Raw genomic sequence first — 13,577 nt, forward strand, 5'->3', positions numbered from 1 at the left:
GTCGATCTCCTCTGCGTCGGACGTCGGCGTCTTGGTCGTCGAGTGTGCGAATCCACGTCCGATATCGGGCTAGAATTGTCGGAATCGCTCAACGATCGACCCCTGGAAGTAAAAATGGTGATTGGTTCGCTGGATGAGGAGGACTTTTCGCTCATTCACGCTCTGCAACTGCGACCCCGCGCCTCTTGGGCTCAGCTGGGCGACGCCCTCGGCTCGTCGCCGGTGACGCTGACGCGGCGGTGGGAACGGCTGCGTGACGGAGGCGGAGCCTGGGTGACGGCCTATCCGCGCGTGCCCGGACGGTCCCGGATCCAGGCCGCGTACGTCGAGATCCGCTGCGCGAGCGGCCAGGTCCGGGCACTCATCAGCGAGCTGTCCACCTGGCCGTCGGTGGTCAGCATCGAGGAGGCTTCGCGCGAGTACAGCCTGGTGCTGACGGTGTTCGGCCTCGGCATGCACGACCTGTCGACGCTGCTGCTCGACGCGATCCCCGGGCTTCCCGGTGTCCTCAACATCCGTTCGCATCTGGTGTCCCGCTTGCACGTCGAAGGCAGCTCGTGGCGGGTGGGCGCGCTGGACCGGGGGCGCGTGCAGGCGTTGTCCCAGCTGCCGCCGTCCGGCGGCACGGGTGGACGGCAGACGGCGATGCAGCCGTGGCAGGAGCCGTACGCCTCGCTGACCGCCGCGCTGGGCGAGGACGGCCGCCGCACCGCCGCCGACCTGGCCCGGCTCACCGGCCGTCCGGTGTCGACCGTCCGGCGCCAGCTCGGCCACCTGATCGCCGCCGACGCGCTGACGTTCCGGTGCGAGATCGCGCAGGGGCTCACCCCGTCGCCGATCGTCGTCAACTGGTGGTGCCAGGTGCCCGTCGCGCATGTGCCGACCTGCGTGGACCGGCTGCGGGCGAACCCGGCCATCCGCCAGATCGCGAGCCTGCCCGGCCCGGCGAATCTACTGGTGACCACGTGGATGCGCTCGATCGAGGAATCGATGCGGATGCAGGAACACCTCGAACAGGACCTGGCCCCGCTGTCGATCGTCGACTCGGCGCTGATCCTGCGGACGGCCAAACGGATGGGCTGGCTGCTGGACGATCTGGGGCGGAGCACGGGTTTCGTCGTCACCATGCCCGCGCGCCGGGAGTGAAGCCAGGTAAGGCCTGACGCGTTGCGAAAGCCACTTTCGCAACGTTGAAGGTTGGGAAAGTGGCTTTCGCAACGTCAGGTGGCCAAGGCGGCTCTCGGTCGACTGCCCGATTCATGCCTGTAGGCGCGATTCCAGGTGGGGGTCGTGAGTGATAAAGAGGGTTAGAACGACCATTGCCACTCACGACCCCGCACGAAGCGCCCAAACCGGGCAGCCTGACGAGGACTAGCGTCCCTTGTGGACAGTCGCCGACTGTCCCGAAAGTGGCTTTCGCGACACGAGCGCGGCCGCCGCGAGGTCAGGTCATCGCGACCAGAGTCCGCCGCTTACCCGTGAACGGCTCCCGCCCGTGCGCCATCAGCATGTTGTTGATCACCATGATGTCGCCCGGCTGCCAAGGGAACGCGTAGCTGACTTCGTCGTAAGCCGCCTTGACCGCGTCCAGGTCCGCCTGCGGGATCGGCGAGCCGTCGGCGAAGAAAGCGTTGCGGGGCAGGTCTTCCACGGGGTACAGCTCCAGCAGCGCCTCGCTGACCTCCTCCCCCAGGCTCGAAACGTGGAACAGGTTGGCCTGGTTGAACCACACCATCCCGCCGGTGTGCGGCTCCTCGACGAACGACGGGCGCACGTGCCGTGTGCGCAAGCCTTCTTCGGTCCACTCGTACGTCTGGCCGTTGGCGGCGCAGTAGTCCTCCACCGCCTGCCGGTCTTCGGTCTGGAACGCTTCCTGCCAGCTCAGCCCGAGGCCTTCGCGGAACGCCCGCGTGTAGGTGACGCCGCCCGCGAAGCGCTCGCGCAGGTCTTCCGGCAGAAGCCGGTACATCGCGCGACTGTCGGCGATCGGCGTCGCGCCACCGGTTTCGGCCGCGATGTCGCACAGGAAGAACAAGCGGTCCGGCCAGTGCGCCGAATACGAGCTCTCGTTGTGCATCGGGATCGACTCGGCGGGCGGGTACTCCGTCGAGGTGTAGATGTTGCCGGAAACCGCCGAGCGCGGCGTCGACCGTTCCGTGTAGGTCAGCAGCGAGCCGCCGATCTCCTCGGTGACCTGGTTGAACACCGTCAGATCGGCGGGCATCCCGCGCAGCAGGATCGCGCCGTGCTCGCGTAGCCGCTCCTGCAACGTTTCGCGGTGCGCGCGCACCCAGTCCAGGCCCGTGGCCGCGTACACGGCGAGCTTCGTGTGGTCGTTGCCCTCGATGTGCCCGAGGTTCGCCGTGAGTTCGGCGGTCATGACTCCTCCAGTTCGAATCGGATCAGCTTGGCGGCCTCGGCGTGCAGCGCAGCGAGGTCTTCGGTGTCGGCGAACCCCGCGGCTAGCACGTTCACCGCGTAGATCTCCTGGTCGTCGGTGAGCAGCTGGCCGGGGCGCACGATCGTGACCACCTCCAGGACCTCGGGCAGGTCGGCGACCTCGTCGGTGCCCTCGACGCGGACCAGCCGCCCGGTGCCCTCGGCATAGAAGATGAGGTAGCCCACCGGCACCGGCAGTCCCACGCCTCGCTTGGGCGGCGGCGTGCCCAGGGCCAGCGACACGGCTTCGGCGATGACGTCGATGCCGGTCGCGAGCTTCAGCAGCACCGGCTGGGCGCCGCCTGCCGGGCGGCCCGCGTTCACCTCGACGATCGTCGGGCCGAGTTCGGCGTCGTCGATCAGCTCCAGGTGAGCGCAGGTGTTGTCCAGGCCCAGCGCGAGCGCGGCGGCCGTCGCCGCCGCGAACAGCCGTTCGGTGTCCTTTTCGGACAGTTCGAGCGGCGGGCAGACCATGCCCAGCTCGAACTTGCGTTCGTCGATCAGCGGTTTCTCCACCACCGCCACCGGCTCCGCGACGCCGTCGCGCACCAGGACGTCGACCGCGTACTCCGGCCCGCGCAGCAGGCCTTCCACGAGGAACACCTTCAGCGGGTCGATCGATCCGACGAGGCGGTGGTACCGGGCGTCCTCCGACAGCGGCAACCGCTCGGCCAGCAGCCGGTACGCCGCCGCCAGTTCGTCCACTGTGGACACCGTACGGACGAGGTTGCTCGCCGCGCCGTTCACCGGTTTGACGATCGCCGGGAGCCCGACAGCCTCGGCCACCGACGCCGCCTCGGACTCGGCTGAGATCAGCGCGCAGCGCGGCCCTGGCAACCCGGCCGCGGCCAGCGCCTGCCGGACGGCGAACTTGTCGTGCGTCAAGGTGAACACCGACGCCGGGCAGCGCGCGACGCCGAGCAGCTCGGCCGCGCGGGCGACGCTCGCGACGATCCCTTCGGCGGCGGTCACCACCCCGGCCGGAAGCGGGGTCCGTGCCCGGATCGCCGCGGCCACGGATTCCGCGTCACGGACGTCGCTGACGACGATGAAGCCGTCCACCAGGTCGGCCAGCTGCGCGAGCTCGGCCGGTTCCAGGGGCTCGGTGACCAGCTCGGCCCGCAGGCCGGTCGCCCGCACGGCGGCCACGACGTCGGCGATCCACTGTCCGGCGGTTTCCCGGACCACGAACGCGGTGTTCACACATCCTCCAGTTCCAGCTGGACGAGCTTGCTCGCCTCCGCGTGCAGGGCGGCGAGGTCGTCGTGATCGGCGAACCCGGCCACGACGAGGTTGACCGCGTAGGTCTCCTGTTCGTCGGTGAGCACCTGCCCCGGCGAGACGGTGGTGACGACGTCGATCACCTCGGGCAGGTCGGCGATCTCGTCGAGTCCGCCGATCCTCGTCAACCGGCCCGAACCGGCGGCGTAGAGGATCAGCATGCCCAGCGGGATCGGCAGTTTCGCGGGTTCCCGCGCCGGCGGCGGAGCACCGACCGCGAGCGCGGCCAGCTCGGCGAACACGTCGATGCCGGTGCGGAGCTTCGCCAGCAGCGGCATGATCGAACCGGCGGGCCTGCCCGCGTTGACCTCGACGATCGTCGGGCCGCGGTCGGCGTCGTCGATCAGCTCGACGTGAGCACAGGTGTTGTCGAGACCCAGCGCGCGGACGGCGGCGACGGCCGCCGCGGTGACCAGTTCGGCCCGGTCGTCGGCGAGCCCGGCCGGTGGGCACGACAGCGCCAGCTCGAACTTCCGTTCGTCGATCAACGGCTTGTCGAGAATCTCGACCGGCTCGGCCACCCCGTCACGGACGAGCACGTCCACCGCGTACTCCGGGCCGCTCAAGAACCCTTCCACGAGGAACGTCTTCGCGGGGTCGAGTGTCCCCAAGGGACGGTGGTAGCGCGGATCCGCGGACTCGGGCAACCGGGCGGCCAGCAGCTCGTATGCGGCCGCCAGTTCGTCCACAGTGGACACGGTGCGGACGAGGTTGCTGCCCGCCCCGTTGACCGGTTTGACGATCGCCGGGAGCCCGACCGCAGCGGCGACGGTCTCCGCTTCGGCGGCCGACGAGATCAGGGCGTACGCGGGACCTGGCAGACCGGCCGCGGCGAGGGCCTCCCGGACGGCGAACTTGTTCGCGCACAAGGCGAACACCGACGCCGGGCACCGCGCCACCCCGAGCAGTTCCGCGGCATGGGCGGTGCTCGCGATGGCACCGTCCGAGCCGGTGAAGATCCCGGCCAACGCGCCGCCGTCGATCTCCCGGACCTTCGCCGCGACGGCTTCCGGGTCGTGGACATCGTCGAGGGCGACGATGTCGTCCACCACGCCGTCCAGCGACGCACGCTCGGCCTCGTCCATCGGCGGGGCGAGCAGCACCACACGGTGCCCGGCCGCCCGCATCGACGGCGCGACCTCGCCGACCCAGTGCCCGCGGGCCTCCCTGACCAGCACTGCCGTGCTCATGCGGCTTCCTTCCCGGCGAGCTTGCGCTCCCGTTCCTGTGCCCCCACGAGATCGTCGGGCAGCGAATCGGGTACCTCGGTGTCGAACCGGCGCAGCCGCCGCAGCGAGAACCCGCCCAGGTTGATCAGCAACAGGATCAGCGCGAAGACGACGTAGGCGAGCCCGATCCCCCGCGTCTCGCCGGTGCCGAGCACGGCGCCGACCGATCCGGTCAGCGCACCGCCCGGCGCCAGCAGCGGCGAGAACCAGCCGACCGCCAGCGGTGCGAGCACGGCGAACCCGATCGGCAGCGTCGACCAGGTGATCGTCTGGTTGATCGCGAACACCCGGCCGTGGAACCGCTGCGGCACCTTGACCTGCACGAGCGTCGCGTAGATACCCTGCGACACGGCCATCGCGGCGGCCAGGAGGAACACCCCGGCCGCGACCACGATCAGCGACGGGCGGAGGCCCATCACCAGGCTGCCGAGCGCGATCCCGACGTTGCCGGCGAGCACGCCGACCATCCGCCGCTGCCGCGGGCCGCCCCACAGCGCCATCCCGATACCGCCCGCCACCGCGCCGAGAGCCTCGGCGAGCGCCACCTGCGCGACGTCGGTGACCGAACCGAACGACAGCACGAGCGGCGAGACGAGCACCAGCGCGGGAGCGAGGAAGACGTTCGCCAGCGCGAAGTACAGCAACATCGTGCGGAAACCGCGGTGGTTCCACGAGTACCGCAGCCCACCCGCGATCGCCGTCAGCAGCGGCTCGCGCGGGCGCCAGCCCATCATGTCCGGGAACCGCACCAGGAGCAGGCCCACGATCGCGAACACGTAGCTCGCCATGTCCAGGATCAAGATGCCGGACAGTTCGATCGCCGCCAGCAGCCCGGCGGCGAGCACCGGCATCAGCAGCTGGGCGAACCCGTTGGACAGCTGCGCGAGGCCCATCGCGTGTCCGAGGTACTGCTTCGGCACCAGCTGCGCCACCGACGATTGATAGGCGATGCGCTGGAACGAAGAGGCCACCGACCCGAGCGGGATCAGCACGTAGAACAACCACAGCTGGACGTGCCCGGTGACCAGCAGCAACGCCAATATCAGCTGGATCCCGCCCGCGATACTGCTCGCCGCGATCATGATCCGCCGACGGTCACCACGGTCGACCAGCGCGCCCGCCACCGGCAGGACGAGCACGCCGAACAGCAGCGCGAGCGCCCACAGCAGACCGAGGTCTGCGACCGAGCCCGTGCGGGTGTAGAGCCAGATCGGCACCGCGAACGACGTCAGCGCCGAGCCGGTGGAGGACACCAGCTGCCCGATCGTGATCGTGACGAACCGGCCCATACTCGGCCGCACCTTGGGTTTGTCGTCCACGACCGCCCGATGGGTCTCGTGCACCGCCCAGGCCGCGTCCTCGCCGCGGACCCGGACGTCGAGTTCGCCGGGATCGTCCAGCGCCGGATGCACCCGCGTGACGATCTCCGCGAGTTCTTCGGCGCGGTAACGCAGGAAGAAGTGCCCGGCCTGGTCGAGCACCACGAGCGCGGTGGTGTCGGTGAGGAACTCCCACTCCCGGTACCGCTCGGCGTAGTAGTCGGTGACCGGATCCTCGGAGCCGACGACCGACACGATCGGCGCGCGCAGTTTGGCCACGCGGGCGTCGAGCAGGCCGCTGAAGTACTCCTCGGCGGCACGGCTGTCGGCGCGCATGTTCGTGATGATCCGGTCGGCCTGCGCCGGGTCGAGGTCGTCGGTGTCGACGCCCATACCCTTGAGCCAGTTCGAGTAGTACCGGTTGCTGCGCAGCTTCTCCAGCCGGGTGCGCAGTGTGCCCACCGCGCCCTTCATCCGGGCGAACGGGAAGATCGCGCCGATGTAGACGACCTCCAGCTCGCGGCCGCGTTCTTCGAGCAACCGGGCGACGGCGACGGCGAGCGCGTTGCCGACACCGCAGTGACCGTAAATGGCCAGCGGGCCGTCGATACGGTCGAGGATCTCGCCCGCCAGCCGCTCGACCAGGTCGTCGAAGGGCAGGGCCTCCTCGGAAAGTCCGACGTCGTGGCCGGGGATGGCGACCGAGTAGAGCGAGTAGCCCTCCGGGAGCGCGTCGGCCAAGGGCTGGTAGACGATCGCGCTGCCGCCGCCGTAGGGGAAGCAGACGTAGGTCAGCGTCCGCTGCTTCGCCGGTTTGGTCAGCTCGTACAGCAGGTGCCGTGGCCGGTCGGCGTCGTCACCGTCCATGAAGGACGCCAGTTCGCGGATGGTGCGGTGCTGGAACAGGTCCATGACGCCGACCTGCCCGGCGCCCGCCTTGCCGATCCGCGCCACCACCTGGGTGGCGAGCATCGAATGGCCGCCGAGGTCGAAGAAGTCGTCGTCGACGCCCAGCTCGTCCACCTTGAGCACGTCCCGCCAGATTTCGGCCAGGAGAGTCTCGACCGGAGTCGACGGTGCCACCAGTTCCTTGGTCGCGTCCCTCGACGCGACCGGCGCGGGAAGTGCCTTGCGGTCGAGTTTGCCGTTCGGGGTGAGCGGCAATTCGTCGAGAGTGACGAACGACGGCGGGACCATGTAGTCCGGCAGGCTCTGCTTGAGCGCCGTCCGCAGCGTGCCGGGCTCGGCGTCGCCGACGACGTATCCGACCAGCCGCTTGTCCCCCGGTGTGTCCTCGCGGACGATCACGGCGGCGTCGCGTACTCCCGGCTGGGCGCGCAGAGTCGTCTCGATCTCCCCCAGCTCGATGCGGAGACCGCGCAGTTTGACCTGGTGGTCGATCCGGCCGAGAAACGCGATCGTCCCGTCCGGGCGCCAATGCGCGAGGTCACCCGTGCGGTACATCCGTCCACTGTGGAACGGATCGGGCACGAACCGCTCGGCCGTCAGCTCCGGGCGATTGTGGTAGCCCAGGGCCAAGCCGACGCCGGCGATGTGCAGCTCGCCGGGGACACCGACCGGGCAGGGCCGCCCGGCACGGTCGAGCACGTAGATCCGGATGTTCTGGATCGGCGCCCCGATCGGCACCGACGCGACGTCGGCGAGCGCGGCGGGCGTGCAGTGCCAGGAGGTGACGTCGATGGCGGCTTCGGTCGGGCCGTAGAGATTGTGCAGCTCGCAGCCCGGCAGCCGCCGGACGAACTCACGGGCCGCGTCGAGCGGCAGTTCCTCGCCACTGCACACGACCCGCCGCAACGCCGTGCAGGTCTCGACGCCTTGTTCGGCCAGGAAAAGCGTGAGCATCGACGGCACGAAGTGCGCGGTGGTCACGTTTTCCGACGCGAGCAGCTCACGCAGGTACGCGGCGTCCTTGTGGCCGCCGGGTTCGGCGAGCACGAGCCGCGCGCCGGTGATCAGCGGCCAGAAGAACTCCCAGACCGACACGTCGAACCCGGCCGGGGTCTTCTGCAGGACCGAATCGGTGCCGTCGAGGCGGTACGCGCGCTGCATCCAGTCGAGCCGGTTGACGATGCCGCGGTGACCGTTGGGCACGCCCTTCGGCTGCCCGGTCGAGCCCGAGGTGTAGATGACGTACGCCGGATCTTCCGGGCCGGCGAGAGCTTCGGGCGGAGTGCCCGGCTGCTCCGCTGTCTCGGAAGGGTCGTCCAGGACGACGACGGTCGCGTCGCCCCGCGGCAGCGTTTCGCGCAACGCCGCCTGCGTCAGCACCACGGGCGCGGCCGCGTCCCGCAGCATGAACGCCAGCCGGTCGGCCGGATACTCCGGGTCGAGCGGGACGTACGCGCCACCGGCCTTCAGCACGCCGAGAAGCGCGACCACCAGCTCGAACGACCGTTCCGCGAACACACCGGTGAGCACACCCGGTCCGACACCGAGCCCACGCAGCCGGTGCGCGAGCCGGTTGGCCCGCTCGTCCAGCTCGCGGTAGGTCAGCGACGCGCCGCGGAAGGTCACCGCGGGCGCGTCCGGCGTCCGGGCGGCCTGCTCCTCGACGAGCGCGTGCAGCGTGGTCTGCGGGAACTCGGTGGTCGTGTCGTTCCAGCGCTCCAGGACGAGTTCACGCTGCGCGTCGTCGAGGATGTCCACTTCGGACAGACGTCGGCCCGGGTCGGCGACGATCGAACGCAGCAGGGTGACCAGCCGCCCGGCCATCCCGGCGACCGTGTCCTCGGTGAACAGCGCGGTGTTGTACACGAGCTTGCCGATCAGCCCGCGTTCGAGCTCGATCGCGTGGAACTCGAAGTCGAACCGGGTCGCGGGCAGATCCATCGGCAGCCAGCGGAAGTCCACTTCGGACTCGCCCGCCTCGCCCATCCGGCCCATCTCGTAGTTCTGCAGCACGAACATCGCCTGGAACACCGGTGAGCGGCTGACATCGCGAGGTACGCCGAGCGCGTTCACCAGCCGCTCGAACGGGACGTCGGCGTGCTCGAACGCGTCCAGCACGTGCCGCCGGGTGCGTTCGAGCAGTTCGGCGAACGTCGGGTCGTCCGCCAGCTGGGCACGCAGCGGCAGCATGTTGATGAACATGCCCGCCACGCCCTCCAGCTCGGGCAGGCCGCGCCCGGCCGAAGACGAGCCGATCGCGAAGTCCTCCTGGCCGGAGTACCGCGAAAGCAGCACCTGGTAGGCGGCCAGCAGGGTCATGAAGAGGGTGACCCCGTGCTCGCGGCTGAGGTCGCCTAGGGCACGGGTGAGCTCGCGCTCGACGAAGAACTCGTGGATCGCGCCGTCGAAGCTCTGCTTGGCGGGCCGGGGCCGGTCGGTGGGCAGCTCCAGTGGCTCGACCCCGGCGAGCTGCGCCTTCCAGTGCTCCAGTTGCCGGTCGAGTTCGCCGCCGGTGAGTGTGCGGCGCTGCCAGTGCGCGAAGTCGCCGTACCCGATGCTCAGCGCGGGCAGCTCGGCCGTGCCACCGGTGCTCAGGGCGTGGTACTGCGCGGCGAGGTCGCGCAGCAGCAGGTCGACCGACCAGCCGTCGCCGACGATGTGGTGCGTGCACAGGACCAGCAGGTGTTCCTCGTCGGACACCCGCGCGAGCGTCGCCCGCAGCAGCGGCCCCGTGGCCAGGTCGAACGTCTCGGCAGCGGCGGCGTCGACGGCCGCGCGGGCCGCCTCTTCGCTTCCGGAGTCCACTATGGACATGTTGACCGTGACCGTGGGTTCGATGTGGACGGTCGGCTGTCCGTCGTCCCCTTCCGGGAACCGCATCCGCAGCGCCTCGTGCCGCGCGGGCAGAGTGTCCAAAGCGGACTGGAGTGCGGCGACATCGAGCCTGCCGGTCAGCCGGATCGGCACCGGGATGTGGTACGACCCGGTGCCCGGCGCGAACTGTTCCATGAACCAGACGCGTTCCTGCTGATACGACAGCGGGACGACGGCATCGGCGGGGCGCGGCGTGATGGTCGCGGCCGGTTCCGCGCGCCGCCGCAGCCGCCGTTCGAGCAGGGCGCGGCGCGCGGCCGCGCTGGTTTCGTCGATCGCGGTCATGAGTTCCCGCCTTCGGCCAGCTGGCGCTGGACCTCTTCGTCGCTGAGCTGGTCGAGGTCTTCCTCGAGCCGCCGCTCGATCTCGGCGGCGAGCGCGGCGACGGTGGTGAGGGTGAACAGCCCCCGCACCGGGATGTCGACCTCGATCTGCTTGCGCAGCCGGGCCATCGCGCGAATCGCCAGCAGCGAATTGCCGCCACGGGCGAAGAAGTCGTCGTGCGCGCCGAGGTCGTCGATGCCGAGCAGCTCCCCGAGCACTTCGGCGACGAGTTCTTCGGCCGCGGTGCGGGGTGCGACGTACGCCGGTGCCTCATCGGGTTCGGGATCCGGCAGCGCCGCCCGGTCGAGTTTGCCGCTGGCCGCCATCGGCAGCGCGTCGAGCGCCACGAACCGGGTCGGCACCAGGTACTCCGGCAACGTCTTCCGCAGGGCCTCGGCCGCGCCCTCGGTGCTGCCGACGACGTAGCCGACGAGCGTGTCGCCGCGGACCGCCACGGCCGCGTCCCGCACCTCCGGCAGCTCACGCAGCGCCGCTTCGACCTCACCGGGCTCGATCCGGTAACCGCGCAGCTTCACCTGCTCGTCGGCGCGGCCGAGGTAGTCGAGCGTGCCGTCGCGACGCCAGCGGACGAGGTCACCGGTCGCGTACATCCGGCCGGACGGGCCCTCGACGAACTTCTCCGCGGTCAGGTCCGGCAGGCCGAGGTAGCCACGGGCGAGCTGGCGCCCGGCGACGTACAGCTCGCCAGGGACGCCCGGCGGCACCGGCTGCCCCCGCTCGTCGAGGACGTACGCGCGGGTGCCGGGCACCGGACGACCGATCGAGACGGGCCCGGACGGCAGCGCGTCCCCGGGTTCGATCCGGTGCACGACGCAGCCGACCGTGGCCTCGGTCGGGCCGTACTCGTTGACGACGAGCGTGCCCGGGTGACGCTCCCGCCACGGCTGGACGGCCTCGGCGGTCAGCGCTTCACCACCGAGCACCAGTTCACCCGTCGGGAACAGCTCCTCGGCGAGGATGGCGAGATGCGTCGGGGTCGCCTTGACGAACGTCGGGCGGCCGCCGTCGACGACCGCGCCCCCGGCGGTGAGGGTGCCGAGCAGCGTCGTCACGGTCAGGTCGAACGACGGCGACGTGTGCAGCAACGCCCGTCCGGCGAGGCCGGGGTACGCCTCTCGCGCCCATGCCAGGTACGCGTCGACGGCCCGGTGCTCGACCTCGACGCCCTTGGGCCGCCCGGTCGAGCCCGACGTGTAGATCACGTAGGCGACGTCGCCCGGACCGGCCGCTGGGTCCGGGTCTTCGGTGGCCGCGGCGGACCATTCGGCCGGATCGTCCAGGGCCAGGGTCTTGGTGTCCAAAGTGGACTCGCCGGTGACCAGCACGAACGGGACACCCGCGTCGGCGAGGATCAGCGCCTGCCGGGGAGCCGGGTTGGCCGGGTCGAGCGGGACGTAGGCCGCACCGCTCTTCAGCACCCCGAGCACGCCGGTCAGCAGGTCCGCCGAGTTCGGCACACAGACGCCGACGACGGTGCCGGGGCCTGCGCCCAGTTCACGCAGCCGGTGTGCGACACGGTTGGCTCGCGTGTTCAGCTCGGCATACGTCAGGTGGACCCCGCCGAAGTCGACGGCGGGCGCGTCCGGGGTCCGTCGTGCCTGTTCCTCGAACCGGGCGTGCACCGTCTTGGTGTCCGGAGTGGACAGTTCCGTCGGGTTCCACCCGTTCAGGACGAGCTCGCGCTCGGCGTCCGACAGCAGCGCCAGATCCGCGACCGACCCGGCCGGATCGGCCAGCGCCGCGGCGAGCAGCCGCACGTACCGCTCGGCGATGGCTTCGGCGGTCTCGCGGTCGAACAGGTCGGTGCGGTAGACGAGCCTGCCGTCCACGGAGGTCAGGTCGATCGCGATGTCGTCCTTCGCGGTGGCCGAACGGATCGGCTCCAGTCCCGAGTCGGGCAGGAAGTTGAATCCGAGCTGGTACAGCGCCTGCACGCCTGGATCGCGTTCGGCCCCGACCGCCTCGGCGACCGCCTGGAACGGCACCTGGCTGTGGTCGATCGCCTCCAGCAGCGTGGTCCGGACCCGGCCGACCAGCTCGGTGAACGCGGGCGCGCCCGAGCAGTCGATCCGCACGGCCATCTGGTTGACGAACATGCCGATCAGGTCGGCCAGCTCCGGCAGGTCGCGGCCGGCGACCGGGACGCCGACGACGATGTCGTCCACTCTGGACAGTCGCGAAAGGAGCGCCGCGTAACCGGCCAGCAGCACCATGAACGGCGACGCCGACAGCTCCCGGCTCAGCTCGCCGACCCGGTCGATCAGACCGTCCGGGAGGGTGAAATGCACCTGATCACCGGCGAACGTCAGCTCCGACGGCCGCGGCCGGTCGGTGGGCAGGCCGTGCACCGGCGGCAGCCCGGCGAGCTGCTTGCGCCAGTAGTCCAGCTGTTCACTGGACGTTTCGAGCTGCCCGCGCTGCCAGGCCGAGAAGTCCGGGTACTGGATGGCCAGCTCGGGGAGCTTCGGCTCACGACCCTCGAAAACGGCGTCGCACGCCTCGCCCAGCTCCGTGCCCAGCACCAGCACCGAACCGGCGTCGAACACGGTGTGGTGCACGACGAACGTGAGCACCCACTCGTCGTCGGCCGTCCGGCACACCTGGGCCCGCCACGGCGGCGGCGAGTCGAGCGGGATGGCCCCACGCGAAACCTCGCCGACGAGTTCGGCGAGCCGGGCTTCGCGGGCGTCGGCGGGCAGGTCACGCAGGTCGTGCACCTCGGGCTCGATCGGCACCTCGGCGTGCACCACCTGCATGAGCGCGCCGCCCTCCATGCGGAACGACGTGCGCAGCGCCTCGTGCCGCCCGACGATGACGCCGAGCGCGGCACGCCACTGCTCCGCGGTCAGCGGCCGGTCCAGCCGGGCCTGGCAGTGCAGGTTGTACACCGGGGACGCCGGGTCGAGCTGGCCGGACAGCCAGATCCGCTCCTGCCCGAACGAGGCCGGGAACGTCCATTCCTTCGTGTCGCTCATGATTTCCTGTTCTCAGTGTCTGTCGAAGGTGGAGTGCTCGCGAGAGGCAAGGCGAAGATGTGCTGCTCGCTCACCGGTGTGCCGGCTTCGGATGTTGCGAAAGCCACTTCCGCAACCTTCAACGTTGCGAAAGTGGCTTTCACAACGCCGTCGACCCATCAGCCCGCGCCGAGCCGAGGTGCCCGTGGGTGCCGGGCGGGGCGAAA

The 13,577-nt window shown here is 70.4% G+C and carries 6 protein-coding genes; 1 reads left to right on the top strand and 5 read right to left on the bottom strand.

From position 1 onward, the window contains the following. Positions 1–114: 114 nt before the first annotated feature. A complete protein-coding gene (locus tag AJAP_RS22555) occupies positions 115–1,146 on the top strand; it encodes an Lrp/AsnC family transcriptional regulator (protein WP_038515021.1) in 1,032 nt (343 codons plus the stop codon). Between the two features lie 298 nt (positions 1,147–1,444). Here AJAP_RS22555 and AJAP_RS22560 read toward each other — a convergent pair whose 3' ends face one another. The 5 genes from AJAP_RS22560 to AJAP_RS22580 are packed head-to-tail and all read right to left on the bottom strand — an operon-like array spanning position 1,445 to position 13,371. Continuing rightward, complete coding sequence (locus tag AJAP_RS22560; protein ID WP_038515022.1) at positions 1,445–2,380, bottom strand: TauD/TfdA family dioxygenase; 936 nt, start codon at positions 2,378–2,380, stop codon at positions 1,445–1,447. Further along, entirely contained in the window at positions 2,377–3,642 is a 1,266-nt protein-coding gene (locus AJAP_RS22565) for an ATP-grasp domain-containing protein (protein WP_038515024.1), read from the bottom strand. Before AJAP_RS22565 ends, AJAP_RS22560 begins: the two co-directional genes overlap by 4 nt. Then, positions 3,639–4,910 carry an ATP-grasp domain-containing protein gene (locus AJAP_RS22570; RefSeq protein ID WP_038515026.1) on the bottom strand — a complete coding sequence of 424 codons (1,272 nt, stop codon included), beginning with the start codon at positions 4,908–4,910 and terminating at the stop codon, positions 3,639–3,641. The genes AJAP_RS22565 and AJAP_RS22570 overlap by 4 nt, the downstream gene beginning before the upstream one ends. Beyond that, positions 4,907–10,336: a non-ribosomal peptide synthetase/MFS transporter gene (locus AJAP_RS22575; protein ID WP_038515028.1), complete on the bottom strand. Its 5,430-nt coding sequence runs from the start codon at positions 10,334–10,336 to the stop codon at positions 4,907–4,909. Before AJAP_RS22575 ends, AJAP_RS22570 begins: the two co-directional genes overlap by 4 nt. Further along, positions 10,333–13,371 carry a non-ribosomal peptide synthetase gene (locus AJAP_RS22580; protein WP_038515030.1) on the bottom strand — a complete coding sequence of 1,013 codons (3,039 nt, stop codon included), beginning with the start codon at positions 13,369–13,371 and terminating at the stop codon, positions 10,333–10,335. The genes AJAP_RS22575 and AJAP_RS22580 overlap by 4 nt, the downstream gene beginning before the upstream one ends. Positions 13,372–13,577: the final 206 nt, after the last annotated feature.

Source organism: Amycolatopsis japonica (assembly GCF_000732925.1).
Lineage (GTDB): Bacteria > Actinomycetota > Actinomycetes > Mycobacteriales > Pseudonocardiaceae > Amycolatopsis > Amycolatopsis japonica.

Bases quoted from the DNA above. Each gene is read 5' to 3' on its own strand.
- AJAP_RS22555 (WP_038515021.1), top strand. From the start codon at position 115: ATGGTGATTGGTTCGCTGGATGAGGAGGACTTTTCGCTCATTCACGCT.
- AJAP_RS22560 (WP_038515022.1), bottom strand. From the start codon at position 2,380: ATGACCGCCGAACTCACGGCGAACCTCGGGCACATCGAGGGCAACGAC.
- AJAP_RS22570 (WP_038515026.1), bottom strand. From the start codon at position 4,910: ATGAGCACGGCAGTGCTGGTCAGGGAGGCCCGCGGGCACTGGGTCGGC.
- AJAP_RS22575 (WP_038515028.1), bottom strand. From the start codon at position 10,336: ATGACCGCGATCGACGAAACCAGCGCGGCCGCGCGCCGCGCCCTGCTC.
- AJAP_RS22580 (WP_038515030.1), bottom strand. From the start codon at position 13,371: ATGAGCGACACGAAGGAATGGACGTTCCCGGCCTCGTTCGGGCAGGAG.